This is a genomic window from Proteiniclasticum sediminis, assembly GCF_018128025.1.
In the GTDB taxonomy this organism is placed as follows: domain Bacteria; phylum Bacillota; class Clostridia; order Clostridiales; family Clostridiaceae; genus Proteiniclasticum; species Proteiniclasticum sediminis.
On record NZ_JAGSCS010000010.1, the window covers coordinates 24,364 to 49,530 of the forward strand.

General features: G+C 52.6%; 29 protein-coding genes and 3 tRNA genes. 10 read left to right on the forward strand and 22 right to left on the reverse strand.

Annotation, left to right across the window (positions count from 1 at the left end; all coding sequences use genetic code 11):
• Positions 1–53 precede the first annotated feature (53 nt).
• Positions 54–716 carry a TraX family protein gene (locus tag KCG48_RS08490; RefSeq protein ID WP_211801288.1) on the forward strand — a complete coding sequence of 221 codons (663 nt, stop codon included), beginning with the start codon at positions 54–56 and terminating at the stop codon, positions 714–716.
• Positions 717–843: 127 nt separating this feature from the next.
• On the opposite strand, the gene KCG48_RS08495 is transcribed toward KCG48_RS08490, so the two are convergent.
• The 10 genes from KCG48_RS08495 to fabG form a co-directional block, all read right to left on the reverse strand.
• The gene (locus KCG48_RS08495; RefSeq protein WP_211801289.1) at positions 844–1,446 is read right to left on the reverse strand and encodes a TetR/AcrR family transcriptional regulator; all 603 of its coding nucleotides are present in this window, start codon (positions 1,444–1,446) and stop codon (positions 844–846) included.
• Between the two features lie 118 nt (positions 1,447–1,564).
• Positions 1,565–2,383, reverse strand: coding sequence for an alpha/beta fold hydrolase (locus KCG48_RS08500; RefSeq protein WP_211801290.1), 819 nt, complete (start codon positions 2,381–2,383; stop codon positions 1,565–1,567).
• A 9-nt stretch (positions 2,384–2,392) separates the two neighbouring features.
• On the reverse strand, positions 2,393–3,706 hold the full coding sequence (locus tag KCG48_RS08505; RefSeq protein WP_211801291.1) for an acetyl-CoA hydrolase/transferase family protein: 1,314 nt from the start codon (positions 3,704–3,706) through the stop codon (positions 2,393–2,395).
• Positions 3,707–3,883: 177 nt separating this feature from the next.
• Positions 3,884–5,140: an ABC transporter substrate-binding protein gene (locus KCG48_RS08510; RefSeq protein ID WP_211801293.1), complete on the reverse strand. Its 1,257-nt coding sequence runs from the start codon at positions 5,138–5,140 to the stop codon at positions 3,884–3,886.
• Positions 5,141–5,256: 116 nt separating this feature from the next.
• Positions 5,257–5,982 carry an ABC transporter ATP-binding protein gene (locus KCG48_RS08515; RefSeq protein ID WP_211801295.1) on the reverse strand — a complete coding sequence of 242 codons (726 nt, stop codon included), beginning with the start codon at positions 5,980–5,982 and terminating at the stop codon, positions 5,257–5,259.
• Between the two features lies 1 nt (position 5,983).
• Entirely contained in the window at positions 5,984–6,787 is an 804-nt protein-coding gene (locus tag KCG48_RS08520) for an ABC transporter ATP-binding protein (RefSeq protein WP_230977065.1), read from the reverse strand.
• Positions 6,771–7,805 carry a branched-chain amino acid ABC transporter permease gene (locus tag KCG48_RS08525; RefSeq protein WP_211801297.1) on the reverse strand — a complete coding sequence of 345 codons (1,035 nt, stop codon included), beginning with the start codon at positions 7,803–7,805 and terminating at the stop codon, positions 6,771–6,773. The genes KCG48_RS08520 and KCG48_RS08525 overlap by 17 nt, the downstream gene beginning before the upstream one ends.
• Positions 7,805–8,680: a branched-chain amino acid ABC transporter permease gene (locus KCG48_RS08530; RefSeq protein WP_211801298.1), complete on the reverse strand. Its 876-nt coding sequence runs from the start codon at positions 8,678–8,680 to the stop codon at positions 7,805–7,807. Before KCG48_RS08530 ends, KCG48_RS08525 begins: the two co-directional genes overlap by 1 nt.
• Positions 8,681–9,700 (reverse strand): 3-oxoacyl-ACP synthase, encoded by a 1,020-nt coding sequence (locus tag KCG48_RS08535; RefSeq protein ID WP_211801300.1) that lies wholly within the window; start codon positions 9,698–9,700, stop codon positions 8,681–8,683.
• Between the two features lie 12 nt (positions 9,701–9,712).
• Positions 9,713–10,432 (reverse strand): 3-oxoacyl-ACP reductase FabG, encoded by a 720-nt coding sequence (fabG, locus tag KCG48_RS08540; RefSeq protein WP_211801301.1) that lies wholly within the window; start codon positions 10,430–10,432, stop codon positions 9,713–9,715.
• Positions 10,433–11,115: 683 nt separating this feature from the next.
• On the opposite strand from fabG, the gene KCG48_RS08545 reads away from it, so the two are divergent.
• The 8 genes from KCG48_RS08545 (at position 11,116) to KCG48_RS08580 (ending at position 19,096) form a co-directional block, all read left to right on the forward strand.
• A complete protein-coding gene (locus tag KCG48_RS08545; protein ID WP_211801302.1) occupies positions 11,116–11,532 on the forward strand; it encodes a MaoC family dehydratase in 417 nt (138 codons plus the stop codon).
• 9 nt (positions 11,533–11,541) lie between these two features.
• The gene (locus KCG48_RS08550) at positions 11,542–12,681 is read left to right on the forward strand and encodes an acyl-CoA dehydrogenase (protein ID WP_211801303.1); all 1,140 of its coding nucleotides are present in this window, start codon (positions 11,542–11,544) and stop codon (positions 12,679–12,681) included.
• A gap of 11 nt (positions 12,682–12,692) precedes the next feature.
• Positions 12,693–13,481 (forward strand): electron transfer flavoprotein subunit beta/FixA family protein, encoded by a 789-nt coding sequence (locus tag KCG48_RS08555; RefSeq protein WP_211801304.1) that lies wholly within the window; start codon positions 12,693–12,695, stop codon positions 13,479–13,481.
• Positions 13,482–13,490: 9 nt separating this feature from the next.
• Positions 13,491–14,516, forward strand: coding sequence for an electron transfer flavoprotein subunit alpha/FixB family protein (locus tag KCG48_RS08560; protein WP_211801305.1), 1,026 nt, complete (start codon positions 13,491–13,493; stop codon positions 14,514–14,516).
• Between the two features lie 141 nt (positions 14,517–14,657).
• Positions 14,658–16,361, forward strand: coding sequence for a LytS/YhcK type 5TM receptor domain-containing protein (locus KCG48_RS08565; protein WP_211801307.1), 1,704 nt, complete (start codon positions 14,658–14,660; stop codon positions 16,359–16,361).
• 26 nt (positions 16,362–16,387) lie between these two features.
• A complete protein-coding gene (locus KCG48_RS08570; RefSeq protein ID WP_211801309.1) occupies positions 16,388–17,110 on the forward strand; it encodes a LytR/AlgR family response regulator transcription factor in 723 nt (240 codons plus the stop codon).
• A gap of 205 nt (positions 17,111–17,315) precedes the next feature.
• A complete protein-coding gene (locus KCG48_RS08575) occupies positions 17,316–18,740 on the forward strand; it encodes a carbon starvation CstA family protein (protein ID WP_211801312.1) in 1,425 nt (474 codons plus the stop codon).
• Between the two features lie 137 nt (positions 18,741–18,877).
• Positions 18,878–19,096: a hypothetical protein gene (locus KCG48_RS08580; RefSeq protein ID WP_211801313.1), complete on the forward strand. Its 219-nt coding sequence runs from the start codon at positions 18,878–18,880 to the stop codon at positions 19,094–19,096.
• 19 nt (positions 19,097–19,115) lie between these two features.
• Here KCG48_RS08580 and KCG48_RS08585 read toward each other — a convergent pair whose 3' ends face one another.
• The 4 genes from KCG48_RS08585 to KCG48_RS08600 form a co-directional block, all read right to left on the reverse strand.
• Complete coding sequence (locus KCG48_RS08585) at positions 19,116–19,583, reverse strand: GNAT family N-acetyltransferase (RefSeq protein WP_211801314.1); 468 nt, start codon at positions 19,581–19,583, stop codon at positions 19,116–19,118.
• Between the two features lie 75 nt (positions 19,584–19,658).
• Entirely contained in the window at positions 19,659–19,838 is a 180-nt protein-coding gene (locus KCG48_RS15085) for an SHOCT domain-containing protein (protein ID WP_211801315.1), read from the reverse strand.
• The gene (locus KCG48_RS08595; protein ID WP_211801316.1) at positions 19,835–20,146 is read right to left on the reverse strand and encodes an SHOCT domain-containing protein; all 312 of its coding nucleotides are present in this window, start codon (positions 20,144–20,146) and stop codon (positions 19,835–19,837) included. Before KCG48_RS08595 ends, KCG48_RS15085 begins: the two co-directional genes overlap by 4 nt.
• Before the next feature lie 97 nt (positions 20,147–20,243).
• Positions 20,244–20,741 carry a GyrI-like domain-containing protein gene (locus KCG48_RS08600; RefSeq protein WP_269142435.1) on the reverse strand — a complete coding sequence of 166 codons (498 nt, stop codon included), beginning with the start codon at positions 20,739–20,741 and terminating at the stop codon, positions 20,244–20,246.
• A 223-nt stretch (positions 20,742–20,964) separates the two neighbouring features.
• On the opposite strand from KCG48_RS08600, the gene KCG48_RS08605 reads away from it, so the two are divergent.
• Complete coding sequence (locus KCG48_RS08605; RefSeq protein WP_211801318.1) at positions 20,965–21,495, forward strand: hypothetical protein; 531 nt, start codon at positions 20,965–20,967, stop codon at positions 21,493–21,495.
• Between the two features lie 102 nt (positions 21,496–21,597).
• On the opposite strand, the gene KCG48_RS08610 is transcribed toward KCG48_RS08605, so the two are convergent.
• The 8 genes from KCG48_RS08610 to yabN form a co-directional block, all read right to left on the reverse strand.
• Positions 21,598–21,673 (reverse strand) — tRNA-Met (locus KCG48_RS08610).
• Positions 21,674–21,681: 8 nt separating this feature from the next.
• A tRNA-Leu gene (locus tag KCG48_RS08615) sits at positions 21,682–21,768 on the reverse strand.
• A gap of 10 nt (positions 21,769–21,778) precedes the next feature.
• Positions 21,779–21,855: transfer RNA gene (locus KCG48_RS08620), tRNA-Met, on the reverse strand.
• 141 nt (positions 21,856–21,996) lie between these two features.
• Positions 21,997–22,407 (reverse strand): S1 domain-containing RNA-binding protein, encoded by a 411-nt coding sequence (locus KCG48_RS08625; protein ID WP_211801319.1) that lies wholly within the window; start codon positions 22,405–22,407, stop codon positions 21,997–21,999.
• Positions 22,408–22,449: 42 nt separating this feature from the next.
• Positions 22,450–22,725 (reverse strand): FtsB family cell division protein, encoded by a 276-nt coding sequence (locus KCG48_RS08630; RefSeq protein ID WP_211801321.1) that lies wholly within the window; start codon positions 22,723–22,725, stop codon positions 22,450–22,452.
• 33 nt (positions 22,726–22,758) lie between these two features.
• Positions 22,759–23,028 (reverse strand): RNA-binding S4 domain-containing protein, encoded by a 270-nt coding sequence (locus KCG48_RS08635; RefSeq protein ID WP_211801323.1) that lies wholly within the window; start codon positions 23,026–23,028, stop codon positions 22,759–22,761.
• 182 nt (positions 23,029–23,210) lie between these two features.
• Positions 23,211–23,522, reverse strand: a complete 312-nt coding sequence (locus KCG48_RS08640) for an HU family DNA-binding protein (protein ID WP_211801325.1) — start codon at positions 23,520–23,522, stop codon at positions 23,211–23,213.
• Positions 23,523–23,613: 91 nt separating this feature from the next.
• Positions 23,614–25,062 (reverse strand): bifunctional methyltransferase/pyrophosphohydrolase YabN, encoded by a 1,449-nt coding sequence (gene yabN / locus KCG48_RS08645; protein ID WP_230977066.1) that lies wholly within the window; start codon positions 25,060–25,062, stop codon positions 23,614–23,616.
• Positions 25,063–25,167 lie beyond the last annotated feature (105 nt).

Consider the following 25,167-nt stretch of genomic DNA (forward strand, 5'->3'; position numbering starts at 1 on the left):
CCTCTTTTATCCCCCGGGCTCCATGCCCTATAATTGGGTGAGGAGTTGATCTCATGAATTCATTTGCATTAAAATTACTGGCTCTCATCACCATGATCATTGACCATGTGGGCGCTATTTTTTATCCCCAGTATCCCGTCCTTCGGATCATCGGCCGTTTGGCCTTCCCCATTTATGCCTATCTTCTGGCCGAGGGCTATGCCCACACGAAGAATCTGAAAAGCTACGGTCTCCGGCTTCTGGCCTTTGCCCTGATTTCGGAAATCCCCTTTGACTATGCCTTCTTTGGTAAACTCGAGCTCACCCACCAGAACATTTTCTTCACTCTCTTTCTGGGGCTTTTGGCCATCTGGTTCATTGACACCCAGAACCCCAAGAACATGGCCGTGGCCTTCATTGGGGTGATCCTGGCCATCATGGCCTCGGAGTATCTGCACACAGACTACGGCACTTTAGGTATCCTCTACATCATTTCTTTCCATATGCTGAAGAACACCCAAGGGATGGAAAAGCTCCTGCTCATGACCTTTCTTTTGGCCGTGCTGAACTTCCTTCTCTCGGGAGGGCTCCAGAACTACTCCGTCCTGGCCGCGGTGTTCATCTCCCTCCATGACGGCACCCCCGGTCCCCGAAACAAAGTTCTCCAGTACGCCTTCTATGCGGCCTACCCAGTGCACCTCCTCGTGCTCTTTCTTCTGAAGGGCACTGGGGTTTAATCTGTGCTCGACGCAGCTTACCGGAAGCTGTGCAGGCTTTGCCTTCACCAGCCATTCCTTCGATAATTTTTGACATGCTAAAAGCGACGGTTTCAACGATGAAACCGCCGCTTTTTTTAGCCTGGATTTATTTTTTGAGGAACATGCCCGCTTCGAGAATCTCCATGACCTTGTCCACCACCTGGTCAAAGTCTTCGTTCTCCTCATCAAACATGACATACTTGAGTCCAATGAAGTTCGAGACACCCATGAGGAAATAGCTGAGGATCATAGGATCCACATCCACCACTTCACCTTTGCCCTGGGCATCCACCAATCCCTTGATGTAGCGCTGGGCGAAATTCTCATAGTACTCGACAAAAAGATTCTTGTCGATGTAGAGGGATTCCCAGATGATGTTGTAGACGTGCTTATTGTCCCGAATATACTGCAGAAAAGCCCGAAGACCGATTTTTTCCGCCTCATAGCGGGAATGGCTCTTCTTGATGTCCACGGAGATGGCTTTTCGGATGTCATGGCTGTAGATCATCAGAAGATACTTGTACAGGCTGTACTTATCCTTGAAATAAATATAGAAGGTGCCCAGGGCAATATCCGCCTCATTGGTGATGTCGATGATCGACGTGGCGTGATACCCTTTTTCGAAGAACAGCTCCTCCGCAGCCCGGACGATATTCTCCAGCGTTTTTTGTCCTCTTTTGGTTTTGGGTTGATTCACAAACTGTTCCAATGGATCTCCTTAGTGCCGGTTCCCCTTGATGATCAGGGAATCCCGCCAGTCTACGTATTTTTAACAAATCGATTTTATCACATAACGGCCTAAGATGAAACACAGGAATTTAAATCGCTTACAGCACTGTCATGTCCAGGGTTTTCGCATTGACAAAACCCAGGGTGAGAGCCGTGAAAAGCGCTGGTTTTTCATACATGGAACCGTGGCCTGCCCCCGGCAGGATCACATGGTCGGAGTTCTTGAGCAGCTTGTGGAGAGCCATCTGCTCCTCCTTGGGGGTGATGTAGTCCTGCTCGCTGCTGACGATGAGGGTTCGGGTGGTGACCCCTTTTAGCCCTTCAGTGACGTCGTGGGTTTCGGCGCTGCGAGTCAGACGGACCATGGAGTCCATGAAGGCCTTGTTGCTGAACACGGTGTCCGTAAGGAGCTTCTTCCGGGCATCCATCCAGCCCCGGTTTCGATTATAGAACTCGGGGGAATAGATCACCGGAATGGTGGTGAGGTAGTAGTCCATGGCGTTGCCGCTGCTGAGATTCCAGGCATCGCCGATATCCTTCAGCCAGGGTGAGGTGCGGTGGGAGGTGTTGAAGAGGACCAGGCGATCCACCTTGTCCGCATACTTGGTGACGAAATTCAGCGCCACCTCGCCGCCGTAGGAGATGCCCATGAGGCTCACCTTCTCCAGGTTTAGCTCTGCCAGAAGGGTCCGGAGAACCTCCACCTGGAGGTCCTGGGTAAAGTCTTCCGTCATTTTGTCCGACTGGCCCTGATCGAGGAAATCCAGAAGGATCAGCTGATTGGAGGCACTGAAGGCCTCCAGGAATATCCCCCAGCTCTTGGTGGACATCATGATTCCATTGAGGAGAATCAAAGGCTTTCCCTCGCCATGGATCTCATAGTACACTTTTTTGTCCTGATAGTGAAAGTATGCCATGGTGTCCTCCTACTTGTCGTAGAGAAGACCCAGTTCATGGGCTTCCTTGGTCAGCTGCTCGCGGAAATCCGGATGGGCAATGGCAATGAGCCGAAGAATGCGTTCCCGGACATTGGTACCGCGCAGATGGGCAATGCCGTACTCCGTCACCACCATATCCACATCATTGCGGGAGAGGGAAACGATGGCGCCGGGCTTCAGGAACGGCACAATCTTGGATACTTCCTCTTTTTCGCCGGTCTCCGGATTTCTCACCATGGCGGTGGAATAGAGGGCGATGAAGCTTCGGCCGTTCTTGGCATTCTGGGCGCCGATGGCGGTATCCGCCTGGCCGCCGGTGCCGGAGAACTGGATATGGCCGATGGACTCGCTGCAGACCTGTCCCGTGAGATCCACTTCCAGGGCGGTGTTGATGGACACCATGTTGTCATTGAGGCCGATGATGGCGGGGTCATTGACGTATTTACCATTGAGGATCATGACGGAGGGATTATTGTTGATGAAGTCATAGAGCTTCTGGTTGCCCAAGGCGAAGGTCGCCACATGCTTGCCCTTGTGCAGGGTCTTTTTCTTCCCGGTGATAACGCCGGCTTCAATGAGGTCCACCATGCCGGAGGTCATCATTTCCGTGTGAATCCCCAGGTCTTTTTTGTCCTTCAGGGCTGCGGCCACGGCATTGGGAATTCCGCCGATGCCTAGCTGCAGGGTATCCCCGTCATGGATGTGCTCCGCGATGTACTCGCCGATTTTGGCATCCTTGCCATTGGAGGGCACATCGGGGATGGAGGGAACGGCATAATCCGTTTCCATGAGGTAATCCACATCACGGTAGTGGATCTCCACATCGCCAAAGGTTCGGGGATAGTTGGGGTTGATCTCAAGAATAACAACAGCTGCTTCATTGATCATCTGGGATTCATAGGTATTGGAGCAGGACAGGGAAATAAATCCATGCTCATCGGGCATGGAGGCAGAACCCACATAAATATTGGGCTTCACATGATCCAGGCGTTTCCAGCCGGCCAGATGAAGGTGATTGGGAATGAAAGAGATATTGCCATTCTTAAAAGCTTTTCGAAGAGGCGGGGAAAAGAACCAGCCGTCAATGTTGAAGCTGTGTTTGTACTCCTCTTTCAAAAATTCACCGTTGGCCATGGAGAGACAATTGGTGATGGTCACATTTCTCACCCGGTCTGCGATGGTATGAATATTGTCCATGAACAGTTTCGCCTCAGCGGCACCCAGTCCGGTGACGATGACGTCGTCGGTTTTGACCATGGCCAGCGCCTGTTCCAGAGTGATAACTTTATCTTTGTATGACATGCTGAATCCTCCTATGTGCGCATTGATGAAATAAAGGCAGGTGTCAGCCTGCCTAAGTGTCCTTTAGTAACCAACATATTCCTTTACCATCCCTTCCCCGGAAGAGGCGCCCAGGGGCGGCCTCCTCCGTTTCAGGGATCGAATTATTCTTCTATTGCAATCGTATCCGAATTTAGACTATTTGCCCAGGAGAACATCCATGGACTTCAGTCCGTCCACAGGCACCCAGCCTGCTGCATTGTTAACCAGGCCAACCTTGGACAGGTTCATTTCCTGGGTACCGGCTCTCTTTCCATCCTTGTAATCAATCACGCCGCCGAAGGGGTTCTTGATGGGTGCGGATTCCAGAGCGTCCATGTACTTCTCCCAGGTAACGGTTCCTTCCACTCTCTTCAGCCCTTCGGTGAAGAAGTGTCCAGCGATCCATCCGGTCATGGCATAAACGTTGGTGGCATAGTCAGGAGCCCACTTGGCAAACTCAGCCAGAGCGTCAGCGCTGGTGGCCAGGTCAACCCAGCCCAGTCCGTACACGTCGAACTTGCCGTTGATCTCGTTGATGACAGCCTGGGAAATAACGGGGGATACATTAACATAGGTCGTGATGACGTCCTTGTTGACGTTCTGTGCAGCCAGTTCCTTGACGATGGTGGGGATGGTGGCCTGAATGGCAGCGCCGATGATGAAGTCAACGTTGGCATTCTTGATGGTGGTGACTGCAGAGGAAACGTCTGTTGCGCCTGCGGTGACCTGCTCAGCAACCAGTTCCACGTTCAGTTCCTTGGCCTTGGCCTGGGCTCCGGAGAAGAGGTCCTTGCCGGCGTCGTCGTTGGTGTAGATGACACCAATCTTCTTGGCCTTGAAGTCACCCACTGCACGGGCTACCATGATCTGACCTTCGGTCTTGTAGATGGGCTGTACGGGGAAAATTCCTCGGTCGCGGCCTGTAGCCTTGTCGTTGTAAAGCTGTCCGATACCGGTGGCGAAATAAACTGCGGGGATTCCGTAGTCCTTGACATCTTCAATGGTGGCACCGACAACCGGTGTTCCGAAGTGTCCGACCAGGGCAAAAATCTTCTCGTCTTCCACGAGGGTGTTCAGCATGGCCTTGCCCTTAACGGGGTCAAACTCGTCATCCTGATGAACAAACTCGATCTTTCTTCCGTTGACACCGCCAGCTTCATTAATCATCTTGAAGTAAGCTTCGATACCTGCGTTGAAGGGAACACCTACCGGAGCATAGTTTCCGGAAGTGGCGGCAGAGTTTCCGACAACGATCTTGTCGTCGTAGACACCCTGGGCCGGTTTTTCAGTTTCTACTGGGGTCTCTGCGGGAGTCTCGCTGGGAGTCTCTGCAGGAGCCGGGGTCTTGCTTCCGCAAGCGGCGAAAGAGGCTACGATGGCAAGGGATGCCAAAATGGAAACGATCTTTTTCATTTAGTATTTCCTCCTTGTTTTTTCCATGGTTTCCCATGATTTGAGACGGTTGAATAAAGGTATGTTGTTAGGGTATGTTGGTTTATTCAAGCCCCTTTCGGGGCAAGGAATATGAATTAATGCTTGCCGAGGTAGGCTTCGACTAGCTTGGGGTCGTTGGCCAGCACTTCAGCTTTTCCGTGGGTGCTGATGTTGCCCAGTTCGATGACATAGCCGTAGTCGGCGATCTTCAGCGTCTGTGCGGCATTCTGCTCCACGATGATGACGGTGGTCCCTTCGTTCTTGATTTCCTTCACGATCTTCATGATGTCCTGAACGATGAGGGGAGCCAGACCCAGGGAGGGCTCATCCAGCAGGAGGACCTTCGGATGGCTCATGAGGGCTCTGCCAATGGCCAGCATCTGCTGCTCGCCGCCGGAAAGGGTGGACGCCACCTGGTTTTTGCGTTCCCGGAGAACCGGGAAGTAGCGATAAACCCGTTCAAAGGTTTCGGCGATCTTCTTTTTGTCCTTCTGGGTAAAAGCGCCAGCTTTGAGGTTCTCTTCCACCGTCAGGTCCCGGAATACTGCCCGCCCTTCTGGAGACATGGAAATCCCCATTTTGGCGATCTTTTCCGGCTCTTCGCCGATGATCTCCCGGCCGTAGAATTGAATGGAACCTTCGGTTCCGTCAATGATGCCGGAGATTTTTTTCAAGGTGGTGGTTTTTCCAGCGCCATTGGCCCCTAAAATGGCCACCACATCTCCCTCGTATACTTTCAGATCGATGCCCTTCAGCGCTTGGATGGCGCCGTAGTTCACCTTGAGTCCCTTGATTTCCAGAGCAATTTTCTTCTCACTCATCTTAGTCCACCCCCAGGTATGCCGTCTGAACGGCTTTATTCTGCTGGATTTCTTTCGGCGTACCGATGGTCAGAAGCTTTCCGAAGTTGATGGCGCAGATGCGGTCACAGATATCCATGACGAGGCGCATATCATGCTCCACCAGGAGGATGGCGCAGTCAAAGGTGTCGCGGATCTTCCGGATCATCTTCGCCAGTTCCAGGGTTTCGCTGTCGTTCAGTCCTGCCGCCGGTTCATCCAGGATGATGAGTTTTGGCCGGGCCATGAGGGTTCGGGCCATCTCCACCTTTTTCAGGATGCCGTAGGGCTGACCGCCGGCCAGCATGTCCTTGCGGTCGAGGATTCCCAGGTTTTCCAGGATTTTCTCCGCTTCGGCCCGATAGCGTTTTTCTTCCGCCCGGGCTTTGGGCAGCTGGAGGGCCTGACTCAGCGTATGGGTTTTATAGTCGATGTGTCCGCCGATGAGCACATTGTCAATGATGCTCAGCTCCCGGATGAGTTCCACGTTCTGGAAGGTGCGGACCAGCCCGTGACGGATAATGTCATGGACGGGGCGGGTGGTGAGGTCTGTGACCTCATCTCCGTGACCGCGGAAGAGCAGCGTGCCCTGATCCGGTTTGTAGAACTGGGTAATGCAGTTGAACACCGTGGTCTTTCCGGCACCGTTGGGGCCGATGAGTCCAAAGATTTCCTTTTTCTTGATGTCAAAGGTCAGATTATCCACGGCCTTGAGGCCGCCGAAGGCGATGGAGAGATTCTCCACCTGAAGGGCTAGGTTTTCAGCCATATTATGCTTCGAGCTCATGGGTCTCCCCTCCCTTCTTTGCTTTTCCGATCTTCAGCTTGGCGAAAAGCCGTTTAATGTCATAGCCGATGCTGATGAGGCCGTTGGGATAGAAGATGATCACCAGGATGATCAAGAGGCCGTTCAGCACATAGGACAGGTTTTCAAAATAGGGGATCCGCTTCAGGAAAATGTCCGGCAGCGCAAAGACGATGAATGCGCCGAGGACGGTGCCGTAGATGGACCGCAGGCCGCCGATGACAATCATGGCCAGGAAGTCCAGGGACAGCTTCAGAATCCAGGTGGAGGGGTAGGAGAACTTGATGAAGTGGACATAGAGCACACCGGCGATGCTGGCAAACATGGTAGCCAGGGCAAAGGCAATGAGCCGGTGGGTGAGGAGATTCACACCCATGGCCTGGGCGGCGGCTTCGCTGCCGCGCATGGCGTTGAGGGCTCGTCCAAGTTTTCCGTTCATGAGGTTCGCCGTGATGATCATGATGATCACCAGGACCACCACGATGAGGTAGTAGGTGGAGGTTTTATCCAGCTGGAATCTTCCGAGAAGCACCGGGTAGCTGGCCGATTTTCCACTGAATCCATTGGTGAACTGGTCCAACTCCTCAAAGGTTTTTCTTAGAACTTCGGACACCGCCAGGGTGGCGATGGCCAGGTACAGTCCCTCAATCTTGAGGGATACCAGTCCCACCAGCACCCCGATGAGGGTGGGGATGAGAACGGCGAGGATCAGGGCCACTTCAAAGGGCAGCTTCAGATCCGCAGTAAGATAAGCAGAGATATAGGTGGCCAGTCCCATGAACCCGGCAGTACCGAGGGAGATCAAGCCCGAATACCCCAGAAGAATATTCAGTCCCAGGGCGGCGATGGCATAAATGAGCGTGCCGCCGATGGTGGTGATGTAACCTTGTTTAAAGAGTCCCCATTCTGCAAACTGCGGAACCAGGGCCAGGACGATGCCAAAGATGACAAAGCCGATCCAGGGATGTTTTTTAAAATATGTCGTCACTGCTTTCATCATCACACCTTCTTTACCACCTTCTTGCCGATCAGCCCGTAGGGTCTGAAGACAATGAAGATCAAAATGAGAATGTACAAGATCTGGCCGCCCCAAACGGAGGACCCGTAGAAGAGAAGAAGATTTCGCATAATGCCCATGATGTAGGCACCGATGACCGGACCGTGGAAGGTCTGGAATCCGCCCAGGACACAGGCCACCAGGGCGGTGATCTGGACCTCGTCCATGAGGTTCAGGGTCACGGAGGTCATGGGAGCGGTCATGACACCGGCGATGACACCCAAGATACCGGCTACGCCCCAGGCGGCCATGGTGACATTCTTGGTGGGCACGCCCATGAGTCGGGCCACATATTCATTGGAAGCTGTGGTTCGCACCGCCAGGCCCCATTTGGTCTTCTGCAGCACATAGAAGAGCAGCATCATGATGGCTAATCCCAGGGCAATGTTGAACAGCCCGTTGTAGGAGATGGAGGCTCCCAGGAGATTGAGGTCTCCACTTTCAATCAGTCGGGGCAACCTTAGCGGATCCACACCGAAGAAGATGGGCGCCATGCCCACCACAATCATGATGAGGCCTAACGTGATAATCTGCTTCGCCACCGGGGAGACTTTCTTCGTGTGCCGCAGAATCATCACGTCGATGAGGAATCCCGTGACGATGGCACTGAAAATTCCGCCCATGACCGCGACCCACAGGGGCAGTCCGAATCGGTTGAAAAGATAGGTCACGACGAAGGTATTGAACATAGCCACGGCACCTTGGGCAAAGTTGGTGGTATTGGACGTGCGGTAGATGATGATGATGCCCAGGGCGGCCAAGGCGTAGATACTGCCGGTCTCAAGACTCCTCAGAATGATCTGCAAAAAGGTACTCAACTAATTCTCACCCCATTTAATAACATTGGCGGCCCAGACATACCCGATCCCTGCAGCCACCATGGCTACCACGGATCCATCCTTCACTTTGCCTTCCTGGAGTGCCAGGTGCAGAGAGAGGATCTGGTCGATCTGTCCGATATGACCGTAGTCTTCGAGATAAATGGCCTGATCTTCGCGAAGTCCCAGCTCCTCCAGCATGGCCAGATGACCGGAACGCTTCATATGAAGTATGGCCAGGTAGTCGATGTCAGAGCGTGTCAGGTTGGCTTTGCGGAGGGACTCGTCAATGCATTTGTACCAGTTGGACATGGATACCTCATTAAGTCGGTCCTTCATCTTCTTGGCATCCATGAGCCGCAGGCTCTTGAACGCTTCTTCCACATTGTCGGGGGTCACCGGGTTGCAGATGCCGCCGATTTCCACGCCCGCTGTCCGGGCTAAAGAGCCGTCAGCGATGACATGGGAACCCAGAAGAAGGTTCTTATTATAGTTCTTTTTGAGGATAATCGCTCCGCCGCCAGCGCCCAGGTTAAACATCATGGACATGTTCTTGTCCGTATAGTCCACGAAGTCTCCATTGCGGTATCCGCCGGCGATGAGGATGGTATTGATGCTGTCATCGGCCATGAGCATATCCTTGGCGATTTTCATGGTGGACACTGTGGTGCAGCACCGGTTGGCCAAGTCGATTCCCCAGGCGTTCTTTGCGCCGATACGGTCCTGAATGTAGAGGGCGGAGGTGGTTAAGGGATATTCCTTCCATTCTTCCCCCACGCAGAGGATCACATCGATGTCCAAAGGGTCGATGCCTGTATTTTTCAGGGCATCCAGGGCGGCTAAAGCGCCCATTTCCTGGGTACCGTCCTGATCTCCGGGGATGGGTTTCATCCGGATACCCAGTTTCTCTACGACGGCTTCTTCCGACCAAACCCCTTGGGTTTTTTCCGAAATTTCTTTTCCCGTCATATAGGTCTCGGGAATGTAGATCCCGGTTCCTACGATTCCGACGTTCGTCATTTCAGTTCCTCCTTAAAGTCTCATTCCACCGTTAACGGAAAGATTGTGTCCAGTGACGTAGGAGGCATCATCCGATGCCAGGAACAGTGCAGCCTTGGCGATTTCTTCCGGCTGACCCAATCTTCCGAGCATGGTCTGGGCGGCGAATTTATCCAGGAGTTCCTGGGGAACCGTCTTCAGAATGTCCGTCATGGTGTATCCGGGGGAAATGGCATTGACGCGAACCTGAGCTCCCTTCATGGCGAACTCCTTGGCCCAGGTCTTGGTGAGTCCGATGACGCCGGCTTTGGTGGCCGCATAGTTGGCCTGGCCGATGTTTCCGTATTCGCCCACCACAGAGGAAATATTGATGATGGATCCGGAACCTGCGGTCTGCATGGCCGGTCCGATATGACGGGTCAGGTTGAATACGCCCTTCAGATTCACATCGATGACCAGATTCCACATGTCATCGGTCATTTTACGGGTGAGCCCGTCCCGGGTGATTCCGGCGTTATTCACGAGAATATCGACTTTGCCGTACTTTTCCAGCACATAATCCGCAAAAGTCTTGCAGGCATCGGCATCGGCCACATTGAGCTTATAGCCTTCCACCCTTGGATTTTCATAGGCGAGGTCGCCCATGTCCGCGGCCACAACCAGGGCTCCTTCGCTGGCGAAAAGTTCCGCCATGGCCTGTCCCAGTCCTCTTGCTCCACCGGTGACCACGGCCACCTTATTTTCTAATCTCATTTCTCTACCTCCATTTTTTCGATTCGACGTTTTTTTCGGTATCGTTGAGTTTGACTCCACATTCACCCCTAAACATGTACCGTCAAAGTCGGCGATATGAAATATGATTCAGTCTTCATGTTTAGAATATATGATAAGGTTTGCAATGTCAATATTCCCGGATAAACCCATTACATTTTTCTATTTTCGTGTTTTTTTGGAACATTTTCTCGAAATCGATACCGCTGATTGACATTTATTATCAAAGTATTGAGAAAAACGAGAAAATCAGGCTCTTTCCTCCCAGGCGTTCACTCCATGGATTTTTTTGCCTTTTCCCCTCATTCATGCCTAAAAATATCCCGATTTGCCTCCTGGCCGACAAATTTCTCCCTGGGGATATCCGGAGATTCTAGTCGTCGAAGTTCCGATATTTTAGGCCTTTTCTTCTCCCCTGGTCGAAATGCCGCAAGCCTTTTCGGGATCACAGAAATATCCCCACCTGCCGCACAAAAATCTCTTTCCGCATTATAATGAAGAAGACGGTTTCATGTTCTTTTTGCGTTAAAAATATATCAAAATTAATCGTTTACCTCTTGTTTTTTCCCGTTCATGAATTATAATGAATTTAAAACATGAAAGTTGCATCACATTTGCGTTTCTTTTCTTTTTCTGCACTGCATCAACACTATCAGGAGGGTATTATGAAAGGAAAAACCATTTCCCAGATCCAGATCGGAGATTCCGAGTTCTATGAGAGAACCGTCACCGAAGCCGATGTCGTCATGTTCGGCGGAGTATCCGGTGATCTCAACCCCGCCCATTTCAATGAGAAATACGCCCGTGACACCATGTTCAAGGGCAGAATCGTCCACGGCATGCTCACGGCTTCTTACTTTTCCACGGTGCTGGGGACGCTGCTTCCCGGTCCGGGAACCATCTATCTGGGTCAGGAACTGAAGTTCACGAAGCCCGTCCGTGTCCAGGACACGATCAAGGCGGTGGTCACCGTGACGGAGATTAATCTGGAAAAGAACATTGTCAAACTCGAGACAATCGCATACAACGAAAGCGGCGAAGTCGTGGTCAAAGGTCTGGCCACCGTTATGCCGCCACGCTAGGAGGACATGATGAACTTTAATTTGAAACCGGAACAGGCTTTATCCCTGAAACTCTTTAAAGAATTTGCCAAAAAGGAGGTTCAGCCCCTGGCGGCAGAAATCGATGAAATGGAGCGGTTCCCCGTGGAAACTGTGGCCAAAATGGCCGCCATCGGCATGATGGGTATTCCTCTCCCCCATGACCTGGGTGGTTCAGGCGGAGACACCCTCACCTACATCATGGCCGTGGAGGAGCTCTCCAAATACTGCGGAACCACCGGCGTCATCCTGTCCGCCCATACTTCCCTGGCCTGCGGCCCCCTCTACAGCTTCGGCACCCCGGAACAGAAGGCCAAATACCTCGTCCCCCTGGCCAAGGGAGAGAAGCTGGGTGCCTTCGGCCTCACGGAGCCCAATGCCGGATCCGATTCCGCCATGCAGCAGACCGTGGCGGTGAAGGAAGGAAACCATTACCGCATCAACGGCTCCAAGATCTTCATCACCAACGGCGGCTATGCCGATACCTTCATCATCTTTGCCATGACGGACAAGGCCAAGGGAACCCGCGGCATCTCTGCCTTCATCCTGGAAAAGGATACGCCGGGCTTCACCATCGGCAAAACCGAACACAAGCTGGGCATTAAGGGCAGTTCCACCACAGAACTTATTTTCAAAGATGTGCTTCTCCCCGAAGAAAACCTTCTGGGCCAGGAAGGCAAAGGCTTTAAAATCGCCATGCACACCCTGGACGGAGGACGCATCGGCATTGCTGCCCAGGCGCTGGGCATCGCCCAGGGCGCTCTGGATGAAGCCGTGAAATACACCAAGGAACGCAAACAGTTCGGCCGCTCCATCTCCAGCTTCCAGAACAGCCAGTTCAAGATGGCCGAGCTCCAAACCAAGATCGATGCCGCCCGTCTTCTCACCTATCGGGCAGCCTGCCTCAAGGACAGCGGAGCCTCCTACACCACGGAAGCCGCCATGGCCAAACTTTATGCCTCGGAAATCGCCATGGAGAGCACCCGGGAGTCCATCCAGCTTCTGGGCGGCTACGGCTACACCCAGGAATACCCGGTGGAGCGTATGTATCGGGATGCCAAGATCACGGAAATCTATGAAGGAACCTCGGAAGTCCAGAAGATGGTCATCGCCGGTTCCCTCTTGAAGTAAAGGAGCAGAACATGAATATCATCGTATTATTGAAACAGGTTCCGGACACCACGGAAATGAAGATCGATAAAGAGCGGGGAACCCTCATTCGTACCGGCGTTCCCACCATCACCAACCCCGATGATCTGGCCGGCCTCGAACTGGCCCTTCGGCTGAAGGACGAAAAAGGGGCCAAGGTCACCTGCGTCACCATGGGACCTCCCCAGGCGGAATCCATGCTGCGGGAGCTCTACGCCCGGGGAGCTGACGAATGCGTCCTCATCTCCGACGGGAAATTCGGAGGCGCTGATACTTGGGCCACCTCCAACACCCTAAGTGCGGCCCTCTCCATGCTGCCCTATGACCTCATCATCGCCGGAAGACAGGCCATCGACGGAGATACCGCCCAGGTAGGTCCCCAGACGGCAGAAAAACTGGGTCTTCCCCAGATCACCTATGTGGAGGAAATCCTCCAGGTGACGGATCGCACCATTCAGGTGAAAAAGAGCCTGGAAACCACCTATGAAATCATCGAGGCGGATCTTCCCTGTCTCATCACCACCTTAAGCTCCGCCGCTGCTCCCCGGTATATGCATGTGGGCAAGATCCACGAAGCTTTTGGCCGGGACATCCGTCTCATCACCTTTGAGGATCTGGTCATCGATCCTTCCAACATTGGCCTCAAGGGTTCCCCCACCAAGGTGAAGAAAACCTTCACCAAGGAAGTCCACAAAAACTGCGACGTCCTGGTCCTTGAACCCAAGGAAGCTGCGCGGAAAATCTTTGAAACCCTCCTCGACAACAACTATATCGGAAAGTAGGTGCATGAGATGAACATCAATGAATATCGGGATATCTATGTTTTCACCGAGATCCGCGACGGCAGGGTCATCGATGCCACGCTGGAACTTTTAGGCGAAGCCGGCCGGCTGAAAGCCGCCCGCCCCTCCCTGGGTTACCAGGTGGTGGCTGTGGTCCTGGGGGAACCCGAAGACAGCCTGCTAAGCACCCTGGGCCATTTTGGCGCCGACAAAGTGCTGAATCTTCGCCATGAAAATCTCGCCGTATACTCCACAGAAATCTATACCACCCTCCTCAACGACCTGATTCTCACGGACAAACCGGACATCTTCCTGGTGCCGGCCACTGTGCTGGGCCGAGACCTGGCCCCCCGTCTGGCTGCCCGCTGCGACACCGGCCTCACCGCCGATGCCACGAAACTGGAGTTTGACCCGGAGAATCCCGAGTCTTCCCTGCTCTACGTGACCCGTCCGGCCTTTGGCGGAAACCTCTTCGGCACCATCATCAATGAGACCAAGCGGCCCCAGATGACCACCCTTCGCCCCGGCGTCATGGAAATGAGTGCCCGGGATACCACCCGCACCTTCCAGGTGGAGAAGCGGCCCGTCAGTCTTGACGGACTGAAAGACGGCGTTCGCATCCTGGAAACCCTTCACCGGGACCATATGGCTGTGGACATCACCAAGGCGGACATCATCATCTCCGGCGGACGGGGTGTGGGCGACAACTTCCACATCCTCCGGGAATGTGCCGACATGTTGGGTGCCGAAGTGGGCGGATCCCGCGCCGCTGTCGATGAAGGCCGCATCGCCAAAGACTTCCAGGTGGGCCAGACGGGAAAAACCGTCAAGCCCCGAGTCTATATTGCCTGCGGAATTTCCGGTGCCGTTCAGCATCTGGCGGGCATGGAAAAATCCGACTACATCATCGCCATCAACAAGGATCCCGATGCCCCCATTTTCAGTGTGGCCAACATGGGTCTCGTGGGCGATGCCCTGACCATACTCCCCCAGCTCACGGAAGAAATTCAGCGGTACCGTCAGCGCCCCTATTAAGTTTCCTCCTCAGCCCTTCCCCGGGCCTTCGTCATTCCCATAGCTCCAAGAGCTATGGGAATTTCCTTTTTTTCTGCCCGAAAAGGTTTTACCGTGCTATAATTTGAGTAAAAAAACAGAATGGAATTGAAGCCAATGAACATGGAAATCATCAAAAGCATCATTTTGAATATCGGCCTTCTGATGGTCATCGCCCAGCTCCTGGCGCGGGTGCCCACGGTGAAGCAATTCGTGGTCCGGGACAAGCATACGGTGAAGGAGCAGCTTCTGCTCATCGTTTTGTTCTCCGCCATCAGCATCACCTCCACCTACATGGGCATTGAAGTCAATGGGGCCATCGCCAATACCCGAGTCATCGGGGTCATGGCCGGCGGCTTCATCGGAGGCCCCGTGGTGGGCATCGGCACCGCCGTCATCGCCGGCGTTCACCGCTACCTCATCGACATCAACGGCTTCACCGCCATCGCCTGTACCGTGTCCACCATCACCGAAGGGGGCATTGCCGCTCTTTTCTATCAGCGGGTGCGCCGGAACAAATATCGGGAGGATGACATCTTCTTCCTCACCTTCGGCGCGGAGATCCTCCAGATGCTGATCATCCTCCTCATCGCCCGGCCCTATTACGACGCCGTGGAGCTGGTGGGCCTCATCGCCCTCCCCATGGTGGTCTTCAACGCCCTGGGCATGGTGCTTTTTGTGGGGGTCTTCAAGTACATCTTTGTGGAGCAGGCCTACGAAGTGGGCAACAAAGTGGGCAAGATTCTGGAGATTACCAAGAAATGCCTTCCTATTATACGAAACGGGCGCTATGACGAAGCCAGCAGCCGCCAAATCGCCAAGATCATCCATGAGTTTTCCAAAGAAAGCACGGTGATCTTCACGGATAAGTCTCAGATCCTCTCCTCCAAGGGCCATGTGTTTCTCCGGGGTGTGGAAAGCCTCCCTGCCATCGTCCGGGAGGTCTTTGCCAAAAAGGAGACCCGTCTGGCGGAGGAAGCTCCGGAAATGGATCCCCTCCACAGCATCCTCAGAAGCATGGTGGCCATTGCCTCACCTCTCATGATTCGGGGCGAAGTCTTTGGCTGTCTCATCGTCCTTTCCCCCAAGTACCAGTTCTCCTACCACTCGGAATTTGAGTTTGTGGAAGGGCTGGCCCAGCTTCTCTCCACCCAGTATGAACTGGCAGAGATGGAAAATCAGAAAGAGCTCCTCCGGAAGGTGGAATACAAGGTCCTCCAGTCCCAGATCAATCCGCACTTCATCTTCAACTCCCTGAATACCATCAGCGCCTTCTGCCGGGAAAAACCCGAGAAGGCCCGGGAGCTCCTCATCGCCCTGGCCACCTATTTCCGCAACACCATCAAAACCCAGGACAGCTGCGTCAGCATCTATGAGGAGATGGACTATGTGGAGGCTTATCTTCAGCTGGAAAATGCCCGGTTTGAGGACCGCCTCACCGTGGATGTCCAGGTGGAAAAAGAGCTGGACTGTCAGGTACCCTGTCTCATCCTGCAGCCCATCGTGGAAAATGCCATTATCCACGGCGCCATGAAGCGCCGTCATGGTCTGGTGAGCATTCTGGTGGAGAAAGACGGGGGAGAAGTGGCCATCACGGTCAAGGACAACGGTCACGGCATTCCTCAGGAAGTACTTCAGGGCCTGGAGGAAAACACCCTGGGGGTGGTGAACATCGGACTTTCCAATGTCCATCAGCGTCTTTGCTATCTCTATGGAAAAGACCACGGCTTGAAAATCCAGTGCACCGACAGCGGCACTTCTGTCCAAATCCGTATTCCCCTGAAAAAAGAACGACAGCGAATCTTTGACCGGATCAAAGTCAGCTGACCCCATACAAAAGAGGAGTTGAACCCATGCGAATTGCAATCATTGATGACGAAAAACCCGCACGGAGCGAGCTGGAGTTCCTGATCCATGAGAAGGATCCCCAGGCGGAAATCACCGGCATCGCCAGCGGAGAAGAAGCTCTGGAGATCCTCTCCAAAGAACCCTTCGACCTTTTCCTCATCGACATCAATCTGGGGGACATCAGCGGTACCACCCTGGCAGCCACCGTGCGAAAGCTCGTCCCCAACGCCGAAATCGTCTTTGCCACCGCCTATAACACCTATGCGGAGAAAGCCTTTGAAGTGGGGGCTTTGTCCTATCTCTTAAAGCCCTATTCCGCCGAAAAGGTGGGGCAGATGCTGGACCGCTATGCCCAAAAAAAAGGCCAGTCCAGTCCGGAAAAAGCCATGCCTGCCCTGGCCAAGATTCCGGTGAACATGGACAAGAAAATCATCATGCTGGATCTTCAGGACATTGTCTTCATCGAAACCCAAAACCGCATGTGCATCATCCATACCCGCACGGGGGAGTACCATGACAATGCCACCATGAACCACTTCGAAGCCAAGCTGGCCGACAAGGGTTTCTTCCGGATCCAGAAGAGCTATCTCGTGAACCTGGCCCATGTGGCGGAGATCTATCCTTGGTTCAACAACAGCTACTGCGTGAAGATGGACGGCTATCCTAAGGAAGCTCTGCCCGTGAGCCGAAAGCAGATCAAGCAGCTTAAGGAACTTTTAAGCATTTGATCCCGATTTTTTGACATTTCGCCCCCGAGGGCTAACAACGTTTACATGAATTGAAGTCAACAAAATGAAGAAATGATATCATAATCCCAGACGACCTGTGTGGATTCTTTCACGATTTCCCCTTGCCCATGACATGATTTATACGTCTTATGCGGAGATCGGGGGAGAAGACACAGAGGAATATGTTAAAAAAGGGGAATAAACCATGGTATCATTTTTTGTGTGTTTGGCCATCCTTCTCGGCGGATACTTTGTCTACGGCAAGATCGTAGAAAAGAACTTCGGACCCGATGAAAGAGAAACTCCCGCTGTGACCCAGGCTGACGGTTCTGACTATGTGGTCATGCCCGTTTGGCGAGTCTTCCTCATTCAGCTTCTGAACATCGCCGGCCTTGGCCCGATCTTCGGCGCTCTGGCTGGAGCTCTCTGGGGACCTGTCGTGTTCCTGTGGATCACCTTTGGAACCATCTTCGCAGGAGCTGTTCATGACTACCTGTCCGGTATGATGTCTATGCGTCATAAGGGCGCCACCATCGGAGAACTGGTGGGTATCTACCTAGGACCGGTCATGAAGCAGATTATGCGTGTCTTCTCCGTCATTCTGCTGGTTCTGGTGGGCGTTTCCTTCTCCACCGGTCCTGCTGCCCTCTTGGCTATGCTGACCCCTGCCACCCTCAACAAGACCTTCTGGCTGGTGGTCATCCTTCTCTACTACTTCCTGGCTACCTTCGTGCCCATCGACAAAATCATCGGCAAGATTTACCCCATCTTCGGCCTTAGCCTGATCTTCATGGCTCTGGGCGTTGCCGGCGGAATCCTGTTCGAAGGATATACCATTCCGGAAATTACCTTGACCAGCCTTCATCCCAAGAACACCCCCATCTGGCCTATGATGTTCGTATCCGTGGCTTGCGGAGCAATCTCCGGTTTCCACGCCACCCAGTCCCCCATCATGGCCCGCTGCATGAAGTCTGAAAAAGACGGAAGAAAGATCTTCTACGGAGCCATGGTTGCTGAAGGCGTCATCGCCCTCATCTGGGCTGCCGCAGGTGTGGCATTCTACGGAACCACCGGCGGACTCCAGAAAGCCATCGTTGAACTGGGCGGTCAGGGACCTGTGGTCTATGACATCACCAGCAAGCTCCTGGGACCTGTGGGTGCCGTCATCGCCATGATCGGCGTTATCGCCTGCCCCATCTCCTCTGGAGACACCGCATTCCGCAGCGCTCGTCTTGTGATCTCCGACTGGTTCCAGGTGGATCAGAAGGACTGGAAGAAGAGACTGGGACTTACCATCCCTGTACTGGGAATTGGTGCAATCCTCACCCAGATGGACGTTCAGATGATTTGGAGATACTTCTCCTGGAGCAACCAGACCCTGGCCATGATGGCTCTGTGGGCCGGTGCTGCATACCTCTACAAGAACCAGAAGAACGCCTGGATGGCGGCCATCCCTGCCACCTTCATGTCCGCTGTCAGTGTAACGTATATCCTGATGGCCCCAGAAGGCTTCAAGCTGTCCACCTCCATCGCCTACCCTGTAGGACTGGTCTTTGCCCTGGGATGCTTCGGACTCTTCCTGAAGTCCACCTACCTCAGCAAGAACAACAAGTCCAAGGCTGTAGCCTAAATTCAGCAATAAAGAGCTGCGGAAAATCCGGTTTATCCGGATCCCGCAGCTCTTCTTTCATGCCCAGGGGAAATTGCCATGCTTTTTCAGGTATGGTATACTTCATGGGATAACGTAAACAATGGAGAGGATCGAATATGGAACTGAGAGAAATCATCAAAGCCCTGCTGTGGATTGTCAGCGTCAGTGCCCTGGGGCTTTCTGGACTGACCTTCTGGACCTATTTCCAGATGCGCGCCGTGCCCAAAAACCAGCGAAACCTCATGGAATATCAGAAAATCAAACAGTACGTTCGCCTGGGCTTGTCCGCCCTGGCCGTGGCTGCTCTTGCTCTGGCAGGAGCCCTCATGCACTAACAGCCTTCGGGCTGTTTTTTTATTTGACCCGCCACGCCATGGGGACCATGGGTAATCCTCCAATGAGGAGCATCTCGCCCAAGGGCAAAAACCCAAAACGGGCATAGTAGGTCACCGCATGGGGGGAGGCATTCACCGTGAGGGTGAGCTCCTGAGGATTCGAGGCCAGGCATCTTTCCTGAAGATCATGGATCAGCCGTTCCCCATAGCCTTTTCCCTGATCCTCCGCCCGGACGAAAAGCAGCACGATGTGCCGTTCCTGCCGAACCCCCAGGACGCCCGCAAGGCCTCCTCCTGGAGGAAACAGACCATAGAGGCAAAGAGACCCATCCACGGTCATGGCTCGGAGGCTTCGGGGTTCCATCATGCGCGTAAACTCGGTTAAACCTTCCGGAGAGGCCCCTTCCCGGTCAAACTGGAGGAAACCCCCGATGATGATGGAGGAGGCCTCAGGAAGCTCCTGGGGCGTCAGTTCGCGAATCTCCATGACACACATCTCCTTTTTGGAAAAGGAAAGGGCGAAACGGTGGAAGCCGTTTCGCCCTGAATTTCTGCCTGAACTTTAGCTAAGCAGGCTTCTCTTGCGCTCATATTCTTCTTCATCGATCTCACCCAGCGCCAGGCGTTTATTCAAGATCGCCAAGGCATCGTCGGATGAACGGTGGTGATCTCGAGGGGACCGATGGGGATCACTTAGCAGGTAAATGATATAGACAACGGGAATCAGCCATAAGAACATCATCTCTTCTCACCTCGCTTCGATAGAAGCGCCATCTTGGACTGATATTCCGCTTCATCGATTTCGCCCTTGGCCAGGCGGTTGCGAAGAATCGTCATGGCTTCGTGGCTGGAGGGGGTATAGTCCATCTCATGTCTTCGGCGGTTGCGAAGAAGGAGATAAATGGCGAGGATAATCAGCCCGACAACAATGACCATGCCGATCATCATATAAGGGTGCATCCAAAAACGTGAATAACCGTAGAAATCTCCTCGATTGAAGAATCGGGAGTAATCCCGGTCGTTCCAGTAACCCATATGGTTTCTAAACATAATTCTCATCCCTTTTCTGGTTTATGGCTTCATTGTAGACGATAATTATGTCAGCTTTGTGTTATTTCACCGGGACGGCAAAAGATTTTTTCCCTACTCAGTCATTGCGAAACATCCCGTGGGACTCTTCTTCCGCTTTTTTCACCACCACTTCAATCCGAGTCATGAGCTTTTCCGGCTTCACCTCATCCGGTGAATTCAGATACATCTCATAGTAGGGTCCGGCCACTTCCCAGCCGTTCACCGCCATCCAGGCCATCATGGCCTCATAGGCGACCTTCATTCCTTCATAGGGCCCCTCGTAGAGGGTCGTCACCCAGGGCCCTTCCGGCAGCTCTCCCGGACACATCTCCCCTTCCCCCGGAAGAATATCCTCCACCGGAAAGCCGATTTCCACATCCAGCTTCGCCATATCCAGGTTGTAGTAGGCCACAAAGGGTGCTCCGCTGTTTTCCACGCCCAGGTCTTTCAGGTAGCGGTCAATCCGCATAAACTTCTCTCCAATGAGCTTCGGCAGATCTTCCATGCGGGTGACGGTTCGTATGCTCATAATGGGCTGATAACCTTGCTGTTTCAATGCAATTTCCGGTATCATTCATTTTCCCCCCCCTTGGTCAAAAAATCCTTGGTCTTTCTTTGCCCCTAGCATAGCATGGTTTTGAATCCTGCCCGTAAACTTTCTATGACCAATAGTTCAAAATGCATTAACTGTCTTGATCTTGGGCATGAAAATGCAGGAGGAAATTAAGCAACAGCTCATGAAAGAGAACCCCTTGCATAAGCCCTCGAAGACCGTTTAATTGGACTCACGATTTGCTATGATCTTTTTAAAGAAAGATGTGAAGGGAGCTCCAAAAATGATTACACTGTGTGAATATAAAAAACGTGTTGGCGTAACGAAAACGAAATATGTAGCTGACTGGATCGAAAAAGGATTGATTCCTGGGGTTATAAAAGCAGCTGATATTGAAAGTACTTTGTTTCCAGATTCCTCTAGGCGTCCTTATAAAGATCGAAGCAAAATAAAAGCCACATCGGAAGCATCCAAAATTCGAACTCACATCATGAAAGCTTCGCTAAATAGAGAACATATCACAAAAGAAATGTGTCACTTGAGCCAGATGGAGTTTAATGGTTTCATTCATGAGTTAGTCGCCGCGGATTTAGTTCGTCTTAGAATCGAGGAAGGGATTACTTACTATGATGCCACGATCAAAAGTGAGGTCTACGAAGGAAAAACATTCGGTGAACTTCGAAAATTCACCCTCGACGCTTTGGAGGCCGTGGCGAAAGGTACCGCTGAAGGGACGATTGACGCATTACGTAACCTAGCTGCTGCTGCTCGATAATGCTTCTTTTTCATTTCCTGTCTCTACTAGATCCACAGTTTGGCTTTTCACCAAATAAAAAAAGAAAGCACTACTGATCATCATCAATAGTGCTTTCTTATATGGTAGCGGGGGCAGGACTTGAACCTACGACCTTCGGGTTATGAGCCCGACGAGCTACCAACTGCTCCACCCCGCGATATTCTATGGTGCTGAAGACCGGAATCGAACCGGTACGGTGTCACCACCGCAGGATTTTAAGTCCTGTGCGTCTGCCAGTTTCGCCACTCCAGCTAAAATGGAATGGTAGCGGAAATAGGACTTGAACCTACGACCCTTCGGGTATGAACCGAATGCTCTAGCCAGCTGAGCTATTCCGCCACATCTACAGCCGCCTCATCTCAGCGACAAGATTAAGTATATATGAACTGTGTGGAAGTGTCAACCATTTTCCCGAAAAAATAATGCCTGGAAGCCAGGCATTATCTTTAAACGTCTCATTGGCACTCATTCTCTAGAGGATTAGCTTCTGCGGTTCTTTGTCCGAACTTCCTGTTTCTTCTTGTAATCGGACATGATTTCTTCGCTTTCCTTCATGAACTTGGACATAATGTCCTCGAAGCTGTTGGATCCGCCGGATTTCTTGCGATCCTGTCCGCTCCATTCGACATCTGCCGGTCTCGTGGTCCGCTTGGGGATAATGGCTACGCCCTGCTTAATCGAGAGGCTGATTTTGCCATTGGCGTCAATTCCTAAAACCTTGACCTTAACCTTGTCGCCTTCTTTGATAAACTCCTTGATGTCCTTGACGTACGTGTCCGCTACCTCGGAAATGTGGACTAAGCCGGTTTTCCCGTTCAGATCAATGAACGCTCCAAAGTTTGTGATGTTGACGACCGTTCCCTCTACAATGTTTCCTACCTCTAAGGTCATGTTAATAAGAATCCTCCTTAAAATTTGAGTGATTGCAACCCGTCAGTTCCCTGACGTATCAATGACCGGAACTTCGCCGGGTCTTAAGAGCCCCAGCCTCGTTCGGGCATTTCTTATAGTATATTCTTCCGTCTTGGTGCTGTCCACAAGATTCTTGAGCTTTTCATTTTCCTTGCGCACATCAGCCAGGACTTCCTCCTGCCGGGATATATTCTTCCGGATGTTGGCCATCATGACTTCCTGATTGTAAATGGTCAGGGCCATGATGCCGGCAAAAGCCAACAGAACGATTCTTCTCAACAGTTTTCCCATTTTCATGAATGTCCCTCCCGGTATCGAGTAAGCACAGATTTATTCTTCCTCGTCCGTGTCCTCTTCCCCTTCCAGAATCTCATACATGCCCTGGGCATCGTCCTTGCGGACATGCTCAGTGATCTTCAGAATTCTGGCTTTGATCATTTTGTCCTTGAATGCGATTTCGATGATATCCCCTTCCTTGACCTCCGTGCCGGGCTTGGCGATCTTTCCGTTGATGGAAACACGCTTTCCGTCACAGGCTTCCTTGGCCACGGTTCGACGTTTGATGATGCGGGATACCTTGAGATATTTGTCCAGTCTCAATTGTTTCACCTCGTTTTGCTCTGAATAAAAATTTTCCATTTTTACTCATCGAATTCATTATATATTTTCGTCCCTTCAAAGTGAAGTAAAACTTTCCCGGTCAACGAAAATAGCCCAAAAGAGAAAGCACGGAAAGACCAGGTCTTCCCGCGCTTTGCGTTGTATCTTTCAGCTTCGCTGAACTATTTTGCTTTCTTCTTGGTGGTCTTCTTCTTGGGAACGACGTTGACCTTGGTCTTGAAGTCCTTACCAGGCTTGAATACCGGAACCTTGGAAGCGGGAATCTTGATCTCTTCCTTCGTTCTGGGGTTTCTGCCGACTCTTTCTTTTCTGTCTCTAACTTCGAAGGTACCAAATCCAACTAATTGAACCTTGTCACCCTTCTCCAGGGATCCCACGACAGTGTCAAGAAATGCCTTCAGGAATACTTCGGAATCCTTCTTGGTAAAGGTGGTAGCTTCTGCCAGGGCGGTGATTAATTCGGCTTTGTTCACAATAAATTCCTCCTTGTTATTGATTGATATTGGAATCTACTGGTATTATTCCATAAAAAACCCCGAAACCCTTTATTTTATGCGGATTATTTTAGATTTTTTCTTCTTTTTTGGCGGTTTCCCAGTACTTGTCGAGCTCTTCCAGGGGAAGATCCTGAAACTTCAGCTCTTTAGCGGTTAAAAGTTCCTCCATGCGCAGGATTCTGCGGATGAATTTATCCGATGTTTCATTGAGGACCAGCTCCGGGTCGCTGTCCAGGAAACGGGCCAGATTTACCACCGCAAAGAGAAGATCCCCCAGCTCGCCGCTGATCTGGCGGGCATCCCCGGAAATCATCGCCTCCCGGATCTCTTCCGTTTCTTCCGTGATCTTCTTGAAGACCTCCTCGATGTCGTCCCAGTCAAAGCCGTACTTCCGGGCCTTTTTCTGGATCTTCTCCGCCCGGGACAGGGCGGGGTAGTGCTTGGAGATTTCCTTCAGGCTGTCGCCCAGGCTCTCTTCCTTCTTTTCCTTCTTCTTCAGCGCTTCCCACTGGACCAGCACTTCGTCGCTGGTCATGTCCTTGTCCCGCTGGAACACATGGGGATGACGGTAGATCATCTTTTCCGTCACGGTGCGGATGACCTCGTGGATGTCAAACTCCCCGGTTTCTTCTCCGATGATGCTGTGCAGCGCCACCTGGAGCAGCACATCGCCAAATTCCTCGGCCATTTTGTCCGGATCCTCCAGGTCGATGGCCTCCAGAGCCTCATAGGACTCCTCGATGAGGTAGCGCTTCAGGGTCTCATGGGTCTGCTCCAGATCCCAGGGACAGCCCCCGTCTTTATCCCGAAGCCTTCGGATGACGCCCATGAAGCGGTAGAAGTCATAGCGCTGGGGCTTGGGGGGAAGGTAAACCGACGTCAGATGGTCGATGTCCTTCTGCCGATCTAAAGCATAGAGGGGCAGAGTTCGGATGCTGGCCTCCGGGGTCCCCGCCGCCCGGATGAACACCACTTCATCTTCGTCCTCCAGATAGCGGCCCAGGGCGAGCTTTACCTGCCCCGCCACATAGGCAGAGTACACCTGGGTGATGATCATGCCCTGGGTGAAGTCGGGGCTGATGTTGTCGATGTCCAGGGCATCCACAATGCGCACACCGGCGATGGGATCGAGACGAAGCTCCTCCAGCACCGTATCCACAAAGCTCACCGCCGGATGGATTCTATGGGGTATCCCCCTTTCTGTGCAGGCTTCCAGAAGAAGACTCACGGACTTTTCCGCCACCAAAGGATGTCCCGGCACGGCGTACACCAGATCCCCTTCCTGCGCCCGGAGAAGCACCTCTTGGGCCATGGCGCCATAGACTTCCTCGAAGGTTTCCTTCTCCTCGTAGTAGTGGTCAAAGGCCACATACTTCAGCCCTTCCTCCTCCAGCCGCGCCACCGTGGGATGCGCTTTAGTCCGCAGATATACCGGATACTCATGGAGCGCCTTCCAGGCCCCCAGGGTCAGGGCTTCTGCATTGCCCGGACCTAAACCCACAATATGAATCATCATTCCACCTCATTCATTATGGGACAGCTTGGGCTGTCCACTCCTTTCTTGATTATAGCACAGGCTTCCATCCCTTCGAAACGTACAGGAAAAAGCGGTCCCTTCCCC

Coding starts and splice junctions, on each gene's coding strand:
- KCG48_RS08490 (WP_211801288.1), top strand. CDS start 54: ATGAATTCATTTGCATTAAAATTACTGGCTCTCATCACCATGATCATT.
- KCG48_RS08500 (WP_211801290.1), bottom strand. CDS start 2,383: ATGGCATACTTTCACTATCAGGACAAAAAAGTGTACTATGAGATCCAT.
- KCG48_RS08505 (WP_211801291.1), bottom strand. CDS start 3,706: ATGTCATACAAAGATAAAGTTATCACTCTGGAACAGGCGCTGGCCATG.
- KCG48_RS08510 (WP_211801293.1), bottom strand. CDS start 5,140: ATGAAAAAGATCGTTTCCATTTTGGCATCCCTTGCCATCGTAGCCTCT.
- KCG48_RS08515 (WP_211801295.1), bottom strand. CDS start 5,982: ATGAGTGAGAAGAAAATTGCTCTGGAAATCAAGGGACTCAAGGTGAAC.
- KCG48_RS08520 (WP_230977065.1), bottom strand. CDS start 6,787: ATGAGCTCGAAGCATAATATGGCTGAAAACCTAGCCCTTCAGGTGGAG.
- KCG48_RS08525 (WP_211801297.1), bottom strand. CDS start 7,805: ATGATGAAAGCAGTGACGACATATTTTAAAAAACATCCCTGGATCGGC.
- KCG48_RS08535 (WP_211801300.1), bottom strand. CDS start 9,700: ATGACGAACGTCGGAATCGTAGGAACCGGGATCTACATTCCCGAGACC.
- fabG (WP_211801301.1), bottom strand. CDS start 10,432: ATGAGATTAGAAAATAAGGTGGCCGTGGTCACCGGTGGAGCAAGAGGA.
- KCG48_RS08545 (WP_211801302.1), top strand. CDS start 11,116: ATGAAAGGAAAAACCATTTCCCAGATCCAGATCGGAGATTCCGAGTTC.
- KCG48_RS08550 (WP_211801303.1), top strand. CDS start 11,542: ATGAACTTTAATTTGAAACCGGAACAGGCTTTATCCCTGAAACTCTTT.
- KCG48_RS08555 (WP_211801304.1), top strand. CDS start 12,693: ATGAATATCATCGTATTATTGAAACAGGTTCCGGACACCACGGAAATG.
- KCG48_RS08560 (WP_211801305.1), top strand. CDS start 13,491: ATGAACATCAATGAATATCGGGATATCTATGTTTTCACCGAGATCCGC.
- KCG48_RS08565 (WP_211801307.1), top strand. CDS start 14,658: ATGGAAATCATCAAAAGCATCATTTTGAATATCGGCCTTCTGATGGTC.
- KCG48_RS08570 (WP_211801309.1), top strand. CDS start 16,388: ATGCGAATTGCAATCATTGATGACGAAAAACCCGCACGGAGCGAGCTG.
- KCG48_RS08575 (WP_211801312.1), top strand. CDS start 17,316: ATGGTATCATTTTTTGTGTGTTTGGCCATCCTTCTCGGCGGATACTTT.
- KCG48_RS08580 (WP_211801313.1), top strand. CDS start 18,878: ATGGAACTGAGAGAAATCATCAAAGCCCTGCTGTGGATTGTCAGCGTC.
- KCG48_RS08585 (WP_211801314.1), bottom strand. CDS start 19,583: ATGGAGATTCGCGAACTGACGCCCCAGGAGCTTCCTGAGGCCTCCTCC.
- KCG48_RS15085 (WP_211801315.1), bottom strand. CDS start 19,838: ATGATGTTCTTATGGCTGATTCCCGTTGTCTATATCATTTACCTGCTA.
- KCG48_RS08595 (WP_211801316.1), bottom strand. CDS start 20,146: ATGTTTAGAAACCATATGGGTTACTGGAACGACCGGGATTACTCCCGA.
- KCG48_RS08600 (WP_269142435.1), bottom strand. CDS start 20,741: ATGATACCGGAAATTGCATTGAAACAGCAAGGTTATCAGCCCATTATG.
- KCG48_RS08605 (WP_211801318.1), top strand. CDS start 20,965: ATGATCTTTTTAAAGAAAGATGTGAAGGGAGCTCCAAAAATGATTACA.
- KCG48_RS08625 (WP_211801319.1), bottom strand. CDS start 22,407: ATGACCTTAGAGGTAGGAAACATTGTAGAGGGAACGGTCGTCAACATC.
- KCG48_RS08630 (WP_211801321.1), bottom strand. CDS start 22,725: ATGAAAATGGGAAAACTGTTGAGAAGAATCGTTCTGTTGGCTTTTGCC.
- yabN (WP_230977066.1), bottom strand. CDS start 25,062: ATGATGATTCATATTGTGGGTTTAGGTCCGGGCAATGCAGAAGCCCTG.